The organism is Pantoea sp. BRR-3P (genome assembly GCF_039621635.1).
Taxonomy (GTDB): domain Bacteria; phylum Pseudomonadota; class Gammaproteobacteria; order Enterobacterales; family Enterobacteriaceae; genus Pantoea; species Pantoea floridensis.
In genome coordinates, this window is the sequence record NZ_CP155066.1 from 3,983,075 (window position 1) to 4,001,437 (window position 18,363).

General features: G+C 54.5%; 17 protein-coding genes. 10 read left to right on the top strand and 7 right to left on the bottom strand.

Annotation, left to right across the window (positions count from 1 at the left end; translation table 11 throughout):
• The first annotated feature begins 1 nt into the window (after nt 1).
• Nucleotides 2–1,465 carry a sugar porter family MFS transporter gene (locus AAGR08_RS18375; protein WP_097095450.1) on the top strand — a complete coding sequence of 488 codons (1,464 nt, stop codon included), beginning with the start codon at nt 2–4 and terminating at the stop codon, nt 1,463–1,465.
• 62 nt (nt 1,466–1,527) lie between these two features.
• Here the strand turns inward: AAGR08_RS18375 and AAGR08_RS18380 are convergent, their stop codons facing one another.
• The 5 genes from AAGR08_RS18380 to AAGR08_RS18400 all read right to left on the bottom strand — a co-directional run bounded on the left by AAGR08_RS18380 (nt 1,528) and on the right by AAGR08_RS18400 (nt 5,504).
• Nucleotides 1,528–2,661 (bottom strand): ROK family protein, encoded by a 1,134-nt coding sequence (locus AAGR08_RS18380; RefSeq protein ID WP_097095451.1) that lies wholly within the window; start codon nt 2,659–2,661, stop codon nt 1,528–1,530.
• 8 nt (nt 2,662–2,669) lie between these two features.
• Nucleotides 2,670–3,410 carry a DNA replication protein DnaC gene (gene dnaC / locus AAGR08_RS18385; RefSeq protein WP_097095452.1) on the bottom strand — a complete coding sequence of 247 codons (741 nt, stop codon included), beginning with the start codon at nt 3,408–3,410 and terminating at the stop codon, nt 2,670–2,672.
• Complete coding sequence (dnaT, locus tag AAGR08_RS18390; RefSeq protein ID WP_097095453.1) at nt 3,410–3,946, bottom strand: primosomal protein DnaT; 537 nt, start codon at nt 3,944–3,946, stop codon at nt 3,410–3,412. The genes dnaC and dnaT overlap by 1 nt, the downstream gene beginning before the upstream one ends.
• Nucleotides 3,947–4,057: 111 nt before the next feature.
• Nucleotides 4,058–4,735 carry a hypothetical protein gene (locus AAGR08_RS18395; RefSeq protein WP_345827593.1) on the bottom strand — a complete coding sequence of 226 codons (678 nt, stop codon included), beginning with the start codon at nt 4,733–4,735 and terminating at the stop codon, nt 4,058–4,060.
• A 73-nt stretch (nt 4,736–4,808) separates the two neighbouring features.
• Nucleotides 4,809–5,504 (bottom strand): autotransporter, encoded by a 696-nt coding sequence (locus AAGR08_RS18400; protein ID WP_345827595.1) that lies wholly within the window; start codon nt 5,502–5,504, stop codon nt 4,809–4,811.
• A 143-nt stretch (nt 5,505–5,647) separates the two neighbouring features.
• Between AAGR08_RS18400 and AAGR08_RS18405 the strand changes: the two genes are divergently transcribed.
• From AAGR08_RS18405 to AAGR08_RS18445, 9 genes are all read left to right on the top strand, one after another.
• Nucleotides 5,648–6,208 (top strand): DNA-3-methyladenine glycosylase I, encoded by a 561-nt coding sequence (locus tag AAGR08_RS18405; protein WP_345827596.1) that lies wholly within the window; start codon nt 5,648–5,650, stop codon nt 6,206–6,208.
• 109 nt (nt 6,209–6,317) lie between these two features.
• A complete protein-coding gene (locus tag AAGR08_RS18410; protein ID WP_097095457.1) occupies nt 6,318–6,980 on the top strand; it encodes an OmpA family lipoprotein in 663 nt (220 codons plus the stop codon).
• Between the two features lie 156 nt (nt 6,981–7,136).
• Entirely contained in the window at nt 7,137–8,141 is a 1,005-nt protein-coding gene (locus AAGR08_RS18415) for a LacI family DNA-binding transcriptional regulator (protein ID WP_345827597.1), read from the top strand.
• Between the two features lie 58 nt (nt 8,142–8,199).
• Nucleotides 8,200–9,225 (top strand): LacI family DNA-binding transcriptional regulator, encoded by a 1,026-nt coding sequence (locus AAGR08_RS18420; RefSeq protein WP_345827598.1) that lies wholly within the window; start codon nt 8,200–8,202, stop codon nt 9,223–9,225.
• Between the two features lie 124 nt (nt 9,226–9,349).
• Entirely contained in the window at nt 9,350–10,096 is a 747-nt protein-coding gene (locus AAGR08_RS18425; protein WP_097095460.1) for a xylose isomerase, read from the top strand.
• A gap of 10 nt (nt 10,097–10,106) precedes the next feature.
• Nucleotides 10,107–11,051, top strand: coding sequence for a sugar kinase (locus tag AAGR08_RS18430; RefSeq protein WP_097095461.1), 945 nt, complete (start codon nt 10,107–10,109; stop codon nt 11,049–11,051).
• 229 nt (nt 11,052–11,280) lie between these two features.
• Complete coding sequence (locus tag AAGR08_RS18435; protein ID WP_097095462.1) at nt 11,281–12,564, top strand: MFS transporter; 1,284 nt, start codon at nt 11,281–11,283, stop codon at nt 12,562–12,564.
• A 50-nt stretch (nt 12,565–12,614) separates the two neighbouring features.
• Nucleotides 12,615–13,589 (top strand): glyoxylate/hydroxypyruvate reductase GhrB, encoded by a 975-nt coding sequence (gene ghrB / locus AAGR08_RS18440; protein ID WP_345827599.1) that lies wholly within the window; start codon nt 12,615–12,617, stop codon nt 13,587–13,589.
• 82 nt (nt 13,590–13,671) lie between these two features.
• Complete coding sequence (locus tag AAGR08_RS18445; RefSeq protein WP_097095464.1) at nt 13,672–14,922, top strand: valine--pyruvate transaminase; 1,251 nt, start codon at nt 13,672–13,674, stop codon at nt 14,920–14,922.
• Between the two features lie 64 nt (nt 14,923–14,986).
• Here the strand turns inward: AAGR08_RS18445 and AAGR08_RS18450 are convergent, their stop codons facing one another.
• Both AAGR08_RS18450 and AAGR08_RS18455 read right to left on the bottom strand, forming a co-directional pair.
• Nucleotides 14,987–17,095 (bottom strand): peptidase domain-containing ABC transporter, encoded by a 2,109-nt coding sequence (locus AAGR08_RS18450; protein ID WP_345827600.1) that lies wholly within the window; start codon nt 17,093–17,095, stop codon nt 14,987–14,989.
• On the bottom strand, nt 17,088–18,362 hold the full coding sequence (locus tag AAGR08_RS18455) for an HlyD family secretion protein (protein WP_345827602.1): 1,275 nt from the start codon (nt 18,360–18,362) through the stop codon (nt 17,088–17,090). Before AAGR08_RS18455 ends, AAGR08_RS18450 begins: the two co-directional genes overlap by 8 nt.
• Nucleotide 18,363 lies beyond the last annotated feature (1 nt).

Sequence of the window (18,363 nt, forward strand, 5' to 3'; positions counted from 1 at the left end):
AATGGATACCAGGCAAAAACGCTACAACATGAAGTATGTCATTCTCTGCTGTACCGTCGCGGCATTTGGCGGCCTGCTGATGGGATATGACTCTTCCATTATTTCCGGTGCAATCGAACCCTTAAGTGAATATTTCCAGTTAACGCCAGCTGAAACGGGCTGGGCGGTTTCCAATATCCTGCTCGGTAGTTTGGTCGGCTGCTTTATGGCGCCGCGCCTCAGCGACAGACTCGGACGCAAGAAATCACTCGCCATCACCGCTCTACTGTTCACCGTTTCGGTAGTCGGTACTGCTATCGCCCATAACTTCACCGTCTTTGTTATCTTCCGCATGATCGGGGGGTTAGCGATTGGCCTGGCATCGGTGATTTCCCCCATCTATCTGGCCGAACTTTCCCCTTCAAAGTTTCGCGGCCGCACGACCGCGCTGTATGCCGTGTGCTGCGTCGGCGGTCAATCAGTCGTGTTGCTGACCAACTATTTCATCACCAAATCCACCTTGCCCGAGGTGATGATCAATATGGGCTGGCGCTACATCCTCGCGACGGCGCTGGTGCCCTGTGCGCTGTTTATGCTGTTCATCGCCTTTATCCCGGAATCCCCGCGCTGGAATGTGCTGAAAGGGAAATATGATGAAGCGCTGGATACGCTAACCAAGATCTCAAACCGCGAACATGCCGAGAGCGTGTTCAACGAAATCAAACACTCTTTTTCTGACAAAACCGCTCAACAGCATAAATCGCGCCTGCGACTGGATAAAACGACCATTCCGCTGCTGATCGTCGGTGTTGGCCTGGCGGTGGGTAATCAGATTAGCGGTATCAACGTGATTCAGTATTTCGGGCCCACGCTGCTGAAGAATGTGGCGGGCAGCACCGACTCGGCGCTGCTGCAAACTTTCTGGCTGTCGATTTGTCAATTTATTGGCGTACTGGCCGGCATGCTGCTGATTGATAAAGTGGGGCGTCGTAAGCTGCTGCTGCTGGGTGCCATCACCTCCTGCGTGTGCCTGACGTACTCCTTTATCGCCTTCTATTACCATTTACCGGGCATGCTGGCGGTGGTTGGCCTGTTCGCTTACATGATCTTCTTCGGTATGACGTGGGGACAGATCGTGTGGACCGTGCTGGGCGAAGTGTTCCCTACGGAGATTCGTTCGATTTGCGTGGGGATTTCCATCTGTGCGATGTCGATGGCGAACTTTGTCATCAGCAGCACCTTCCCAATTATGAACAGTAGCCCGATGCTGCTGGATATGTTCCACGGCGGCTTCCCGCTGCTGCTGTTCGCGATTTTCTCGCTGGGGATGTACTTCTTTACCTTCCGCTATTTACCAGAAACGGCGGGCGTATCGCTTGAGAAGATCCATGCGTTGGTACTGCGTAAGTTTAATGTCGAAGCCGATTTGCCGGAGAGCACCGCAACTGGCAAGCCGAGCGAGTCGTTTGATATTCCAAGGCATTAATCGAAAGGATGCGCAATGAATTGCGCCGCTACGGACTTGTAGCGGCGCGATTTATCGCGCTGTTATTGGCTTGGACGCTCGTACTGCTCGATCACCGCCAGTGCTAAACCGTTGGCAGGATCGATACGCAGCGGCAGAAAATGCAGCGCAGTATGGGCGAAGGTAAAGGCCAGCGCACCGGCCTGCGCCGCCTGCTGCACGGCAAGCACAAAAGCAGGTTGGGCATTCCAGGGTCCATCAATGATAATGCTGGCCGGATTCACCAGCTGCATGACCTGACTCAGCGCATTGCCTAAATGGGTGCCCGCCTGCTTCATCACCTCATTGACGATCTCCGGCTCGCTCTCGCAGTTCTGCCAGCGCAAACCCGATTTGCGTTTTGCCAGCTGCTGCTGAATCGCGGGCTTACTCACCAACGTTTCCAAACATCCCAGCCGTCCGCAGCTACAGCGCTCGCCGTTGGGCTGAATGGTCAGATGGCCAATCTCGCCAGCCGTCCAGCTGCTGCCGGTGAACACTTCACCCTGCTCCACCAGCGCTCCGCCCAATCCTTCAGAGATACGCAGATAGAAATGGCTCTGCGACTTATCCAGCTCCAGCTGTTGCACCGAGAGCAGCGCTGCGGCTTTAACGTTGTTCATAATGCGCAGAGGCAAAGGGACTTCACGGTGCAGCAGGGTCATGACATCAACATCCTGCCAACCGAGATGGGCAGAGAAATGGACCCATCCACGCACGGGATCGATGATGCCCGGGAAGCCAATCGCTACGCCCAGCAACTCGGGATGGGCAGCATGCAGGGTTTGGCATACTTCCACCAGCTCATGCAGCAGATGCTCTGGATCGCGGGTTTCCGTTCGCCAGGTTTGTTCCGCAATCACCTGCGAAAAGTAGTCACAGACGCGCCAGTGAATCGCCTGTCGTTCCACCATAATGCCGGCGCTTTTCAACTTTTCTGCGCGCAGCGAAATTTCAATTTTTGGCCGACCGGCCGATGCCACGCTGACCGGGCCAAGCTCGTTGATCAGCCCTTGCTCCAGTAAATCATCAACAATCAAAGAGACGGTGTTTTTGCTGAGTTCAAGCGCTAGTGCCAGATCCTGGCGGGAGGTGATGCGGGTCGAACGCAGTTGCGTCATTACCCGCTTCAGATTGTTCAGACGAAGTAACGCTGGACCTTTACCGGCTGCTTTCATAGCCCCCCTCAATACTCATCACCGCGCACGCGGCTGCGGTAACTTTCCCAATCAAAGCGCACCCACAGGCTATTGCCGAGGCGCATACGATCCATTACGCGTTCGCCGAGCAGAGAATTCATCCCGGCCGGATCAAGATTGGATAGCATTCCCGTCGGGCGTTTCGATGAAGATCGACGATCGACAATCTGATTGATGATTACTTTTTCATAGCGCGATTCACTCTGCATACCGATCTCATCGATCACCAGCAGATCAACATGGCTAAGATCGTGCAGCAGACGCTCTTCGGTTAAATCACTGCCACCGCTGAAGGTGCCTTTCATGCTGGACATCAAATCGGCCACGGTAACAATCAGCACGCTTTTACCGCGGATAATCAGATCGTTGCCAATCGCCGCAGCAAGATGATTTTTGCCGGTGCCGGGACGGCCGGAAAAGACAAAGCTGGAGATGCTATTTTCAAATCCAGCGGCATATTCGCGCGCCATGGCCAGCGCTTTACGCTGCCCATCATTTTCCACGCGATAGTTATCGAACGAGCAGTTCATGTGCAGCTCACGGATGCCGGAGCGTCCCATGATGCGCTGCATTTTCATCGCGCGGTTTTCCCGCACAATTGCTTCCGAGCGCAAACGGCCCTGCTCCTGATTCCAGGCCAGCAGCTCCGCACCGTTTTTAAATTTCGGCTGCACGTCGGACGGCATCATTTTTTTCAGGCGGCTAAAAAGTTCGTTCGGCGTTTTCATTACTCACCTCGGAATCCATCGGGAATATCATAATCAGTATTGCTGATTTGCGTGAGATCGCGTTTTGGCTGCCCGCCATTGGCGGCACGGTTCATCTGCACGCTGCGCGCTAATTTTTGCTGCCACTGGACGTGGTGGAATAATCGGCCTTCCGCCTGCCAGTACGCGACAAAAGCGGCCAGCTCAGCGGCGGTGACGCCTTCGCTCAGCGCCACGCCCCAAATGGCCGCCTGACGCTGAAAATCGCTATCCGGCTGCCAGCCTTCGTACATAGCGAACTTGCCCACCGGCGTGGCAATGGGCGCGCTTTCTGTCTGAAAGAGACTTTCATCCAGCGTGACATCATTAGGCTGCTGCGCGGCCGCTTCCAGCGCCAGCAACTGCGCCAGACGCTGCGGCGTCAGCGCATAAAACGCGGGCGTATTGTTATGCAGCACCGCCAGCGTGCCGTTATCGGCCTGTTGCAGTACCGCGAGCGGGTCATGACAAAAGCCATCCAGCCCCACCAACGTTGAAGATAAGATTTTGACTGACATGAAGAAACCTGACGTTAACCAGCATGATGCGTCGGGCGGCAAATTCAGACCGACGTTATGCGGTAAGTGTACCTGTTTTAGGGCAAGGGATCGCCAAAAAGGTCGTAGGTATTAGCGTGATGCAGACAGCGGTTGAGCGTGTTCCACATGGCGTGAAACCGGCAGTGCCTGAACCGAGACAGGCTGTGGTCGGGTTTGCCACAAATAGCGTGCAGAGGCGATCAGGCAAAGAGTGTAACCGAACATCTCGCTGCCCTCTTCCGCCATATTTTTCACCACGCGGTTATATCCGTCCATCATCAGATGTTCCCACAGCTGATGCATGCCAAATAAGCGCGAAAACACCAGCACAGCCAGTAATCCTGCGGCCATCATCTGCCAGCTGCGATGCTGCACCAGCGATACCAGACAGGGCAGAATCTGACGTGGCTGGCGCAATGCCATGGCCAGACTGGCAGCCGTTGTCGCCAGCGCAAACCACAGCCACGATCCGTGCCTGATGAAATCGAACAGAAAGTCCATCTCGCGAATCAGCATACAGCTATAAAAACCGCCGACCAGGAGCAGCACGCTGCGCTGCTGCGACCGTTGCCAGGCGCAGAGGAAATAGCAGGAAGCGATCAGCAGCAGCATTACCTCCTGCGTGATTTCGGTGAAAGACGCTTCGTGCAGTGCATCGTTCATCCAGTTGACGTCGATATAGACCATCGCCATACAGAAAACCAGCACCAATCCACTGATGATAAATGCCGTAATTTCACGGCTAATAAGAATAATATTGTTGCGCATATTGTGACCAAGGTAATGATTAGCGCGCTTAGTATATTGACCTCACTTTTTAACACTTCTCTTTTTATGCCGATTAGAAGCTGGCGCTGACGCCAAGGCTATAAATAAACTGCTCGCCGCTGCTCACCGCACCGGTTTGTGCAAAGGAGGCAAAGGCCGCCATATTTTGGCCCAGCGGCATATTGGCACCGACGCTCACATCCACCCAATTGTTTTCACGGCCATTCGTCTCATCGGGGCGGAGGCGCGTGGGGGAAGAAAGCTCTTCATTCACCAGATGGCTATAGCTCACCTGTGCCCAGGGCAATATCCCGCCGAGGCTGGAGTCAACGCGCCAGCCTAATGACGCAATATGCTCGGCGTTATTGCTGTCTACCCATTCACACTTTGGACAGCTGAGCGTCGAATCATCGACCGCAAATTGTGCAACCGGTCCGGTGCTGATTGTGCCACTCATCGGCATTGACCAGCCTGCTGAGTAACGATTCACAAACGGCGCGGCACCGACGCTGGCGGTTTCGCTATGCAGCACCATCTCGCTGTTATTGGGTGAGTTAAGTGCCGCGTCTAGCAAGCTGACATCGCTATTTTCCGTCAGCATCAGATGATTACTGGAAATTTTTTCAGCAAGAATTGCGTTGTAATCGGGAACACTATTTTGGCTCGTCTGATCTAAGGCATGCGCATTCCCGGCCAGAAAAAATAGCCACAAACCGCCAAAAGCCAGCGCAAGATTGTGCTGGCCTGTCCGCTGACTTTTCTGCAACATGAAAGACTCCTGACGAGCCGGGGAAGAGAATGGGCGTTAAGATTTTATAAGATCACTATCGGCACCCATTGCTTAACTATTAATCGATTTCGTCATTCGTCAAGGGATTTACGGCTTTTTCATCTGCTAAAGGGAGTGAGGCAATGCAACGTTGTGGCTGGGTAACTCAGGATCCGCTGTATATCGCGTACCACGACCAGGAATGGGGTGTTCCGCAAACTGATAAGCGCGTCTTATTCGAGATGATATGCCTTGAAGGCCAGCAGGCCGGTCTTTCATGGATAACGGTATTAAAAAAGCGCGAAAATTATCGCCGCGCATTCCATGAATTTGATGCCAATGCTGTGGCCCTGATGGATGAAGACGATTTGGCGCGCCTGATGCAGGATGCCGGCCTGATCCGCCATCGCGGCAAGCTGGAAGCCATCATCAATAATGCCCGCGCGCTGCTCGCGCTGGAAGCCGCGGGGGAAGACTTTTCCCGCTTTATCTGGTCATTTGTTGATAATCAGCCGATTTTGCATCATTACGCGGATTATAAATCGGCCCCCACCACCTCCGAACCCGCAATTGCGCTCTCTAAGGCGCTTAAAAAGCGTGGCTTTAAATTCGTCGGCCCAACAATTTGCCACTCATTTCTACAGGCTTGCGGCCTGATCAACGATCATCAAACCACCTGTTTCTGCCATCCTGATAATCTTTAACGCAATTCTTTACATTTTAAGACTGCCTCTCACGCATTTCCCCATCATTGAACGGCATAATAGTGCCGTTTTGGGGCTTTTCCCCGTTTAAATCTGTGAGGGATTTTTTATGAACAAGCGTATTTTGGCGCTGACCTTGTTATTGAGCGGTAGTGTTGCTTTGTCAGGATGTACCACCAATCCTTACACCGGCGAATCACAGGCCGGAAAATCGGGCATCGGCGCCGGGTTAGGCGCGGTGCTGGGCGCAGGTGTCGGCGTGCTGTCATCGTCGAAGAAAGATCGCGGTAAAGGCGCGTTAATTGGCGCAGCCTCTGGTGCCGCACTGGGCGGTGGCGCGGGCTATTACATGGACGTGCAGGAAGCCAAACTGCGCGACAAAATGCGCGGTACCGGCGTGAGCGTGACGCGTCAGGGCGATAACATCGTGCTCAACATGCCAAATAACGTCACGTTTGATTCCAACAGCAGCAACCTGAAACCGGCGGGGGCCAATACTCTGACCGGCGTGGCTATGGTGCTGAAAGAGTATCCAAAAACAGCCGTGAATGTGGTGGGCTACACCGACAGCACCGGCACTCGCGCGCTGAATATGCGCCTGTCACAGCAGCGTGCAGAGAGCGTGGCCAGCGGCCTGATTCTGCAAGGCGTGGCACAAAACCGCCTGCGGACCCAAGGTTTAGGTCCGGACAATCCGATCGCCAGCAACAGCACCGAAGACGGCAAAGCACAGAACCGTCGTGTAGAGATTACGCTTAGCCCGCTGAGCTAAGCGGGCAGCCGGTCTGCACGGGCAGGCCGGTTTTTACGCGCTTTTTAGCAACTTTCAACAGCATATTTGTTAGAAAAAGCTAAAAAATCGTCCACTTCTAGAGCCGCCGTTTCCTTTATGCTAGCGTGATCAAAATTTGATCAATGGAACGTCATCATGTCGCTAAAAGCCATCGCTGCTACCCTTGGCCTCTCTGTTACCACCGTGAGCCGGGCGCTAAATGGCTATGACGATGTAGCCGCCACCACCCGTAAACGCATTGAAGAAGAAGCGCATGCGCGCGGTTATCGCCCTAATGATGCTGCTCGCCGCCTGAAAACCGGGCGCGCTAATGCGGTGGGTTTGGTGTTTCCTATCAGCCATGCTTCGCTCAATGACAGCTATTACAGCCAAATGCTGCTGACGCTGGATCAATGCCTTGCTCAACACGATATTGATTTGCTGCTGCTGCCCGATAAATCTCACGATCAGCACCGTAAGCTGATGCGTATGATGCGCAGCGGCGCGATTGATGCACTGATTCTGACCCACACGCTGCCGCAGGATGCGCGCCTGCAACGCTTGCAGCAGAAGGGGTTTCGCTTTTTGACACTCGGCCGCAGCGAGCTGCCACAGCCTTATGCCTGGATTGATTACGATAACCACGCTGGCACCTTTCTGGCGGTAGAACACTGCCTGCAACAAGGATTACCGCGCCTCGCCTATCTCGGCAGTAATGAATTCTCGACTTTCACCCTCGATCGCCGCCAGGGGTTTATCGATGCGTTAATCCAACACCAGGCGCCGGTCGATCAATCATTGATGGCAGCGTTGCCCGCTACGCGCCGCTCCGGCTATCAGCAAACCAATGCCTGGCTGGCACAAGGCGATGCGCCGCAGGCGATCATTACCGATTGCAGTACGCTGGGTGAAGGTGCCGCGATTGCCCTGCAGCAGGCTGCGAGGCTGAAGGGCGCGCAGGCTATCCCGCTGTATGTTTACGATGGTTTACCGCATGACTCAATCATCGATCAGCCGGTCAATACTATTCTGCAACTCTCACAGCAGCGCATCGGCGAGCGCATCGCGGAAATGGTGCTACAGCTGCTTAATGATACCCCTGTTAACCAGTTGCAGACGCTGTGGCAACCGGTATTGCGCCTCACTTCTGACGCGCAATGATTGCGCCAGGCGCGAGCTGTGTTAGTCTTCGCCTGTTTCTTTACAGCAGGTGTAAGCAATGAAAACCAGGCCGCCACGAGCCACAATCAGTGACGTTGCCCGTACGGCAAAAACCGGTAAAACCAGCGTTTCACGCTACCTCAATGGCGAAGTGAATCTCCTCTCGCCCGATCTCAAAGCCCGTATCGAACAGGCCATCGCCGAACTCAACTATCGTCCCAGCCAGATGGCGCGCGGGCTCAAACGCGGCCGCACCCGTTTGATCGGCCTGATCATTGCCGATATTACCAATCCCTACTCGGTGGATGTGCTAAGCGGCATCGAAGCGGCCTGCCGCGCGCAGGGTTTTACTCTGTTGATGTGTAATACCAACAATGAAGTCGATCTCGAGCAGCATTATCTGCAGCTGCTGAGCAGCTATCAGGTTGAAGGTATTGTGGTGAATGCGGTAGGTATGCATGAAGAGGTGTTGAATCGGCTACAGCAATCGATGCTGCCAATGGTGTTGATCGACCGTAAAATCCCCGACTTCGCCTGCGATGTGGTTGGGTTGAACAACCTTGAAGCGTCGAACATTGCCACACAGCATCTGCTGGAGAATGGCTATCAGGCGCTGCTCTTTCTCAGTGAACCGCTGGGCAGCGTCAACACGCGTCGCGAACGTCTGCGCGCCTTCTATGACACGGTAAAAAACGCCGCACACGTGCAAGCGGAGAATGCCGAAGTGGCGCTGCATCAGCCCGATGCGCTGGAAACGCTGTTACGTGACTTCCACCAGCGCCATCCGGGTAAAAATTGTGCGGTAATCGCGGCTAACGGCGCGCTCACCTTGCAAGTCGCGCGTGCACTGCAACGCTTGCAACTGCGCTGGGGCGAATCTATCGGCCTGCTCGGTTTCGATGAACTGGAGTGGGCCGCGCTGGCGGGGGTTGGCATTACCACCCTGAAGCAGCCCACCTGGCAAATTGGCTATGCCGCGCTGGAGCAAGTGATCGCGCGTATTGAAGGCAGCGAGACGGCGATCCGTGAGCAGCTCTTCTCCGGCGAACTGATCGTGCGTGGCTCCAGCCAGCCGCTACGCTAACCCCTTATTTGTGGCTCACTTCGTGAGCATGATCATACTTCCGCAGTCTGCGCCTTTCTTTTGGAACCGGTTCCATTTAGCTTTTTTACAACGAATGGGATGTGGTCATGCCCGGAGAGAAGCGATGAAACCAGAAATTATTGTTGTATCTGCCGCATACGGCGCGCAGAAAGTAGCGGAACTTGGCGGCCAGGCTGCGCTGCTGCCGCTGATAAAAAAAGCAGGCGCGGATGGCATAGAAATCCGTCGCGAGCTCTTCAGTGACAGTGAACTCTGCCTGCTGCACGCGCTGGGCAACGCGATTTCCCAGCATCAGCTCAGCGCCAGCTATTCCGTGCCGGAAGCGCTGTGGCTGGATGATGGCGCACTAAATCCACGTCTGGCCCAGTTTCTGCACGAAGCTGAGCAGATCGGTGCTAAACGCCTGAAGCTGGCGTTAGGGCATTTCGTTGCTTTGGACGTCACCCCGCTGCTCGCCGTGTTGCAGGCGTCAAACGTGACGCTGGTGGTGGAAAACGACCAAACACCTGACAGCAAACTGGCGCCGATGCTGCGCTTCTTCCATCAAGCCTGCGATGCGGCTCTGCCGCTGGATATGACCTTCGATATGGGCAACTGGCAGTGGACGGGTGAAGAGGGTTTGCAGGCCGCGGCCCAGCTCAGCCGTTATGTCAGCTATATTCACGTTAAGGCCGCCGTGCCGCATGGCGACACTTTCCGCGCCATCGCGCTGGATGACGCCGATGACAGCTGGCGTTCGCTGCTCAACGCGCTGCCCGCCGATGCACCGCGCGGTATCGAATTCCCGCTGGAAGGTGCGGATTTGCTGGCGGTGACCCGCCATTACGTTGACCTGCTGCGTGCAGCGTAAGGAACCGATGATGACGCAAAAAACGCTGGATGTGGTGACGATTGGCGAAGCGATGGCGATGTTTATTGCCCAACAAACCGGCGATCTCGCGGCGGCTGAAGGCTTCATCAAACGCATCGCCGGCGCCGAGCTCAACGTGGCGATTGGCCTGGCACGTCTCGGGTTGAACGTGGGTTGGGTCAGCCGGGTCGGCGACGACAGTTTTGGCCGCTTTACGCTGCAGCAGCTGGAAAAAGAGGGCGTCGATCACCGCTGCGTCACCACCGATGCGCGCTATCGCACTGGCTTCCAGCTTAAATCTCGCGTTGATGATGGCTCCGATCCGGAAGTGGAGTATTTCCGTAAAGGTTCGGCCGCCAGCCACCTATCGCCAGATGATTTCAACGACGACTATTTTGGTCACGCGCGCCACCTGCACTTAAGCGGCGTGGCGGCTGCGATCTCTGATACGTCACTTCAGCTGGCACAACACGCGGCGAAAGAGATGCGCGCACGTGGCAAAACCATCTCCTTTGATCCTAATCTGCGTCCGGTGCTATGGCGCAGCGAAGAGGAGATGCGCAAGCAGCTGAACCATTTAGCGGAATATGCCGATTGGGTGCTGCCGGGTGAGAAAGAGGGGTTGATTCTCACCGGCTTCAGTCAGCCTGAAGCCATTGCCGACTTCTACCTCGATAAAGGGGTGAAAGCGGTGGTGATTAAAACCGGCGGCGATGGCGCCTGGTACAAAACCGCCAGCGGTGAGCAGGGTCAGGTGGCGCCAATTCATGTGGCAAACGTGGTCGATACCGTGGGTGCCGGCGATGGATTTGCCGTTGGTCTGATAAGCGCCTTGCTGGAAGGAAAAACGCTGCCGCAGGCGATTTTGCGCGGCAACAAAATCGGTTCACTGGCGATTCAGGTCGCCGGCGATAGCGAAGGCCTGCCGACCCGCGCGGCGCTGGGCGATTACTAAGCACGATTCCGTATTCAAAACCCTGGTCGCCATAAATGGCGACCCTACGAGATTGGTGCGGTTTTGTAGGGTCGCCATTCATGGCGACCACCCAACGTCAGTGCGGTTTTTGTAGGGTTGTCATTCATGGCGACCACCTGACAAAGATTCAAAAATAGTCTGTACCTACAACAACGATATTCCGAGGCGCATCCATAGAATGCGCCCACCTCAACCAGAGGAGTCACCCATGAAATCGCAGACAATCGCGCCAAAACGCTGGTGGTTTATCATGCCCATCGTGTTTATCACCTACAGTCTGGCGTATCTGGACCGGGCGAACTTCAGCTTCGCCTCTGCCGCAGGGATTAATGAAGATCTCGGCATCACCAAAGGCATGTCATCGCTGCTGGGCGCCCTGTTCTTCCTCGGCTACTTCTTCTTCCAGATCCCCGGCGCGCTGTATGCCGAACGCCGCAGCGTTAAGAAACTGATTTTCTGGTGCCTGATTTTATGGGGCGGCTGCGCCTCGCTGACCGGCATCGTCAGTAACATCCCGATGCTGGCGGCGATTCGCTTTGTGCTCGGCGTGGTGGAAGCGGCGGTGATGCCAGCAATGCTGATCTATATCAGCAACTGGTTTACCAAATCAGAGCGTTCGCGCGCCAATACTTTCCTGATTCTCGGTAATCCGGTCACGGTGCTGTGGATGTCGGTGGTTTCTGGCTATCTGATTGAATCCTTTGGCTGGCGCGAAATGTTTATCTTTGAAGGCATCCCGGCGGTCATCTGGGCGGTGGCCTGGTGGTTTATGGTGCAGGACAAACCTGCGCAGGCCAAATGGATGAGCGAAAGCGAGAAAGCGGCGCTGCAGGCGCAGCTGCAAAAAGAGCAGGAAGGCATTAAAGCGGTACGTAACTACGGTGAAGCGTTCCGCAATCGCAACGTCATCCTGCTGTGCCTGCAATATTTTGCCTGGAGCATCGGCGTGTATGGCTTCGTACTGTGGTTGCCATCCATTCTGCGCAATGGTTCGCAGATGGGTATGGTGGAAGCCGGTTGGCTTTCTGCCGTGCCGTATCTGGTGGCGACCATTGCGATGATCGTGGTGTCGTGGGCGTCCGATAAAACCCAGAACCGTAAACTGTTTGTCTGGCCGCTGCTGCTGATTGGCGCGCTGGCTTTCCTCGGTTCGTATCTGGTCGGTTCCAGCAACTTCTGGCTGTCGTATACGCTGCTGGTGATCGCTGGTGGTGCGATGTATGCACCGTACGGCCCCTTCTTCGCCATCATTCCCGAGATGCTGCCGCGCAACGTCGCCGGCGGGGCTATGGCATTGATAAACAGTATGGGCGCGCTCGGTTCCTTCATTGGATCGTGGATTGTAGGCTATCTTAATGGGGCTACCGGCAGCCCTGCTGCCTCCTACATTTTCATGGGTGCAGCGCTGCTGGCTTCGGTTTGGCTAACGCTTGTCGTGAAACCCGCCCAGAACAAAACCTCGCCGCCCGTCCACGGGGCGAAGCACGCGTAATCGATTCGGGAGGCCGCAAGGCCTCCCCAACATTTTAAAGGGAGCAAAAGATGAAACCTGCTGTGATTCTGTATAAGAGCCTGCCAGATGACCTGCGCGCCAAGCTGGACGGTCATTTCTCCGTCACTGAAGTAGATGATATTTCCGCGGAAACTATCCAGCAGCACCAGGCACAGTTCGAACAGGCGCAAGGTTTACTTGGCTCTGGCGGCAAAGTAAATGGCGATCTGCTGGCAAAAATGCCCGCGCTGCGCGCCTGCTCAACCGTATCGGTGGGATACGATAATTTTGATGTCGATGCACTGAATCAACGCAACGTATTACTGATGCATACGCCAACCGTGCTGACCGAAACCGTCGCCGATACCATGATGGCGCTGGTATTAAGCACTGCACGTCGTGTTACCGAGCTGGATAAGTGGGTGAAGGGCGGCGAATGGAAAGCGAGTATTGGCCCGGATCATTTCGGCATTGATGTGCACCACAAAACCCTCGGTATTCTTGGCATGGGCCGCATCGGTCTGGCGCTGGCGCAACGAGCACATTTCGGCTTCGGTATGAATATTCTCTACAATGCGCGCCGTCAGCATGAAGAAGCCGAAACCCGCTTTGGCGCGCGCGCCTGCGATCTCGAAACCTTGCTGAAAGAGAGTGATTTTGTCTGCATCAGCCTGCCGTTAACCGAACAGACGCACCATATGATTGGCGCGGCGCAGCTCAAGCTGATGAAGCCAAGTGCAATCCTGATCAATGCCGGTCGCGGCCCGGTAGTCGATGAGCAGGCGCTGACCGCCGCACTGAAAGACGGCACAATTCATGCCGCTGGGCTTGATGTTTTCGAAGTTGAGCCGGTGCCTGCCGATGCCGAGATTTTAACGCTGCCAAACGTGGTGGCCCTGCCACACATTGGGTCTGCCACCCATGAAACCCGTTATGGCATGGCGCGCGACGCGGTTGATAATCTGATTGCAGCCCTAAGCGGTAAAGTGGAGAAAAACTGTGTGAACCCACAGATCCAACGCTAAGCCGGCTGCTTTACCCATTGCGCCTGCCAGCGGCGGGCGCTATGGTGGTTCCCCATTCGATTTCACAACGTTTTAACTTCCTATGTCCTTTTCTCAGTTCGGCGACAAATTTACTCAACATTCCGGCATCTCCCGTCTGATGGAAGACATGGGTGAAGGCCTGCGCACGCCCGGTACCATCATGCTGGGCGGCGGTAATCCCGCGCAAATCCCGGCGATGAACGACTACTTCCATCAACTGCTGCTGCAGATGCATCAGGACGGCAAGCTGAGCGAAGCGCTGTGTAACTACGACGGCCCGCGCGGCAAAGCGCTGCTGCTGGAAGCGCTGGCGAAGATGCTGCGTGAGGAACTCGGCTGGCCGTTAACCGCGCAAAATATTGCGCTGACCAACGGCAGCCAGAGTGCGTTTTTCTATCTCTTTAATCTGTTCGCCGGACGTCGCGCCGATGGCAGCAAAAAACGCGTGCTGTTCCCGTTAGCGCCGGAATATCTTGGCTACGCCGATGCCGGACTGGAAGAGGATCTGTTTGTCTCCGCCAAACCGAACATTGAGCTGCTGCCGGAAGGCCAATTCAAATATCACGTCGATTTCGATCACCTGCCGCTGAATGATGATATCGGGCTGATCTGCGTTTCGCGTCCGACCAATCCGACCGGCAACGTGATCACCGATGACGAACTGCTGCAGCTCGATGCGCTGGCACAGCAGCACGGCGTTCCATTGCTGATTGATAACGCTTACGGCGTGCCGTTCCCGGGCATCATCTTTAGCGAAGCGCGACCGCTGTGGAACCCGAATACCATTCTGTGCATGAGCCTGTCGAAACTCGGCCTGCCGGGTGCGCGCTGTGGCATTATCGTCGCCGATGAAAGCACCATCGCCGCCATTGGTAACATGAACGGCATTATCAGCCTCGCGCCGGGCAGCATTGGGCCGGCGATTGCCAATGAGATGATCGTACGCGGAGATTTGCTGCGTCTGTCAGAAGAGGTGATTAAGCCGTTCTATCAGGCCAAAGTCAGCGAGACGATTGCCATTCTGCGCCGCTATTTGCCGGAAGATCGCTGTCTGATTCATAAACCTGAAGGCGCCATTTTCCTGTGGCTGTGGTTCCGCGATCTGCCTATTAGCACCGAAACGCTCTATCAGCGCCTGAAAGCGCGCGGCGTACTGATGGTGCCCGGCCACTTCTTCTTCCCCGGCCTGGAACATGAATGGCCGCATACCCATCAATGCATGCGCATGAACTACGTGCCGGATGCGCAGAAGATTGAGCGCGCGGTGCAAATTCTGGCGCAAGAGTTGGAAAACGCGTTTAACGGCGAGTAAAAAATTCCGCGTTGTAGCCAGGTGCGCCTGAATGCGTACCTGGCTCAGGTCAGTTGTAAGGTCGTCAATTACATGACTTTAGCGTAATAACTCTATCTGCTGATGCTATCGTGCTCTCTCGGTGTGCGATGATTAACCGCGTAATGCTCAGTTTTTTGATTGCCTGATTCACCATTGCTTCACTCTCTTTGTCCAGTGCGCTGGTGGCCTCGTCCAGAAATAGAATCGCAGGTTTCTTGTACAATGCCCGGGCGATGAACAACCGCTGCTTTTGCCCGCCAGACAGCCCTTCGCCCAATTCACCAATCAGCGTTTCATATCCCATTGGCATACGCGTAATAACCTCATGCAAATAGCTGGCTCGAGCACACTCCTTCATCCACGCTTCATCTATTTCCTCTGCAAAGCTGCAAATATTCTCCCGGACTGAGCCGCAGAACAGTTTATCGTCCTGCATCACGCAGGCGATCATCTTGTGATAGTTGTTGATACCGATTTGCTGGATATCAACGCCATCCACCTCGACACAGCCACTTGTAGGAGAAAATAAACCGCACAGTACTTTCAACAGCGTGGATTTTCCCGAACCGGACGAGCCGACAATCGCCACGCACTCTCCCGGTAAGATCGAAATGTTCAGTGCATCAAATATTGCCGGAGACTGGCTGTCGTAGCGGTAGCTCAGCGCATGGGTTACCAGCCCCATTGGTTGCAGTCTCGCTTCGTAGCAGAGCTCAGGTCTATAATTTTCCCGCGGGTGCAGAGCAATGTCGGCAATGCGCTCGTTATGCAGACTCATCATGCGTAGCTGCAGTAAAAATTCTGTCAGCGACCCAACGCGGTCTGAGAACTGTGCGCGAAAAACGCCAAATGCGACAAACATACCCATCGTTATCTGGTTATCGATCACGAGGAGGGTTCCCATCCACAGAACAACAACCTGATCGCAGGCGGCAATAAAGGTACTGATACCGCCAAACAGCATATCCATTTTGGTGACGCGAATACCGGTGTTAATTGAATCGATTTCGAGATTCAGCCAGTGGGAGACGCGGCGCTGAGCCATGCCCTGCATTTTGACGGCGGCAATGCCATAGAGTGTTTCCATAAAATACGAGCTGGCGCGCGCTTCCCTGACCAATAACTCTTCAGAAAGTTGCCGGTAATACTCGTAGGTTACCAGGCGCAGCAGAACATAAAAGGTGGTAAACGCTATCACGATCCAGGTCAGCCAGCCGCCATACAGAACCATCATCACCAGCACGCCAATCACCATGATGCTGTCCATAATGCCGCCAACGATGCTGGTAGTGAAGGTGCTGCGCAGCGTATCCAGTGAAGCGAATCGAGACTGAATATCACCCAACTTACGCCGCTCAAAGTAACCAAGCGGCAGGCGTACCAGATGATTGAACAGGCCGGATTGCCACTGCACGTTGATAAACGTTGCCATAACCAGCGCGGTCCAGGCGCGTCCCATCCCCACGGCAGCACGCAGCAGGATAAAAAAGAGTAATCCAGCACAGATTAAGGTCAGTAAACCCCGATCGCCTGCGGGTATGGCGTGATCCATCACCAGCTGCGTGCCGACCGGCATCACAAGATTGATGGTCTCGAACACCAGTGATAAGCAAAGTATTTTGCCGAGTACGGTCTTGAGGCCGTGCACGCTAGCGATCAGAGTACGGAAGCTGATTTTGTTGTGGACGCTGTCGGCGGTAAATGTGCTGCCTGGGCAGGCTTCGAGCGCCACACCGCTAAAATTTTTCGACAGCTCTGCGAAGCTGACCGTCCGGCGGCCGCGCGCCGGATCGTGTAGCACCACACCATTCCGCCGGATGCTTACCAGTACGACAAAATGGTTGAATTCCCAGTGCAAGATGCACGGTATCTTCAATGCGCCTAACTCGTCGATATCGAGTGATAGCGGTCGGGTGCTCAGCCCTAGCTGATCAGCTATCCCCGTCAGTGCCGACAGCGTAGTGCCGCGAGCCGAGAGGTTGAACTGCCGTCGCAGCGCTATCAAATCAACATTCTTGCCGTAGTATCCGCAGATCATTGCAAGGCAGGCCAGACCGCACTCGGCTGACTCGGTTTGGTGGATCATTGGGACACGGTGGCGCAGCCATAATTCCAGCTGACCGACCAGCGTTTTGCAGGTCAATCTACTCATTGACTGGCCCCATAACGCTGTGTTTCATGTCGTAGAACGGCGAAAACATCCATTGATATAGCCTCCTTTTTTCAAGGAACAGCGTGCTCTGTGCTTTAATGCCGTTCTCCAAACTCAGACGTTTACCGCCATACATAACAACCGGCTTTTCTGGCCTGACGATGACTTTGTAATAGGGGATCGCGGCAGTTAATGCCGATCGGGGTGCGCCCTGGTAGGTCAGCATTTCCTGCGGTGATGCGGGTGCTCTGGAGATGGCAGTAACGGTGCCAGCAAACTGACCAAATTTCTCCGCAGGGAAGGCTTCATAGCGAATATTGACCCGATCGCCGAGGGTGAGATAAGGGATTGCGTCATTGGGCACCCACAACACTAGGGCGTAATGGTCGATAGTGTGAGGGAGAATTTGCAGCAAACTGTCGCCAGCGTTAACCATCTGTCCAACCGTAACGCTCAGCGAATCGATACGGCCAGCAGCCAGCGCTCGCACAATGATGGTTCCACCGGCATCAATGTTGAGTTGTTCTTTTTGCAATTCAAAACGCTGCAGTTCCATCTGGTAAATCTGATTGTCAAATTCAGCGCCCTGAGTATATATCTGGCTCTCCAACGCCGTGACTTGCAGCGCATTTTGATCATTCTGGCTTGATAGTCCGAGGAGATTATTTTGCTGTTGGTAATACAGTGCTACTTGGTTGGTAAGTTGATCTTTATTTACTAATCCCCGGAGCTGATAACGCCGATAGTTATCCATATTCTCCTTAATAATACCGATCCCTTCCTGGGCGCGGCGGAGGATGTCAGTAGAGCGCAATAACGCGCCGGCATACTGCTCTTTTTGTTTTTCCAGCATGTCGAGAGTGGCTTTCTTGCTGCTTTCAAGCCGGCTAATAATCTGTGCAATACGTTCAAGCTGGTGATCAATATCCCGGCGTTGATTTTCACTGACCACGCCGTTGTGAGTAGTTTTGCTGACGTCTATTTGGTAAATGGGTGCACCCGTTTCAATCATCTGCCCTGCAGTAACGAACTGCTTAACCACGACACCCTGAACGCTGGAATAGACATTAGCTGCGCGAGGATAAGTGGATATTTCTCCCGTGACGTTGATCCGTCGGGTATAAGTGCTAGCAATAACAAAGGTCAGGAATAGAGTAATAAAAAAGAGAGACAGCCCCGCAATGAGCCAAAAAGGGATGCCGGGGAGCAGCAAGGCTCGACCGCGCCATTTCATTCTGTGATTCTCAACCGCTTCCTGGCGAAACAAT

What these genes read in the sequence shown, in the direction of transcription:
- AAGR08_RS18375 (WP_097095450.1), top strand. Translation starts at nt 2, where the DNA reads ATGGATACCAGGCAAAAACGCTACAACATGAAGTATGTCATTCTCTGC.
- AAGR08_RS18380 (WP_097095451.1), bottom strand. Translation starts at nt 2,661, where the DNA reads ATGAAAGCAGCCGGTAAAGGTCCAGCGTTACTTCGTCTGAACAATCTG.
- dnaC (WP_097095452.1), bottom strand. Translation starts at nt 3,410, where the DNA reads ATGAAAACGCCGAACGAACTTTTTAGCCGCCTGAAAAAAATGATGCCG.
- dnaT (WP_097095453.1), bottom strand. Translation starts at nt 3,946, where the DNA reads ATGTCAGTCAAAATCTTATCTTCAACGTTGGTGGGGCTGGATGGCTTT.
- AAGR08_RS18395 (WP_345827593.1), bottom strand. Translation starts at nt 4,735, where the DNA reads ATGCGCAACAATATTATTCTTATTAGCCGTGAAATTACGGCATTTATC.
- AAGR08_RS18400 (WP_345827595.1), bottom strand. Translation starts at nt 5,504, where the DNA reads ATGTTGCAGAAAAGTCAGCGGACAGGCCAGCACAATCTTGCGCTGGCT.
- AAGR08_RS18405 (WP_345827596.1), top strand. Translation starts at nt 5,648, where the DNA reads ATGCAACGTTGTGGCTGGGTAACTCAGGATCCGCTGTATATCGCGTAC.
- AAGR08_RS18410 (WP_097095457.1), top strand. Translation starts at nt 6,318, where the DNA reads ATGAACAAGCGTATTTTGGCGCTGACCTTGTTATTGAGCGGTAGTGTT.
- AAGR08_RS18415 (WP_345827597.1), top strand. Translation starts at nt 7,137, where the DNA reads ATGTCGCTAAAAGCCATCGCTGCTACCCTTGGCCTCTCTGTTACCACC.
- AAGR08_RS18420 (WP_345827598.1), top strand. Translation starts at nt 8,200, where the DNA reads ATGAAAACCAGGCCGCCACGAGCCACAATCAGTGACGTTGCCCGTACG.
- AAGR08_RS18425 (WP_097095460.1), top strand. Translation starts at nt 9,350, where the DNA reads ATGAAACCAGAAATTATTGTTGTATCTGCCGCATACGGCGCGCAGAAA.
- AAGR08_RS18430 (WP_097095461.1), top strand. Translation starts at nt 10,107, where the DNA reads ATGACGCAAAAAACGCTGGATGTGGTGACGATTGGCGAAGCGATGGCG.
- AAGR08_RS18435 (WP_097095462.1), top strand. Translation starts at nt 11,281, where the DNA reads ATGAAATCGCAGACAATCGCGCCAAAACGCTGGTGGTTTATCATGCCC.
- ghrB (WP_345827599.1), top strand. Translation starts at nt 12,615, where the DNA reads ATGAAACCTGCTGTGATTCTGTATAAGAGCCTGCCAGATGACCTGCGC.
- AAGR08_RS18445 (WP_097095464.1), top strand. Translation starts at nt 13,672, where the DNA reads ATGTCCTTTTCTCAGTTCGGCGACAAATTTACTCAACATTCCGGCATC.
- AAGR08_RS18450 (WP_345827600.1), bottom strand. Translation starts at nt 17,095, where the DNA reads ATGAGTAGATTGACCTGCAAAACGCTGGTCGGTCAGCTGGAATTATGG.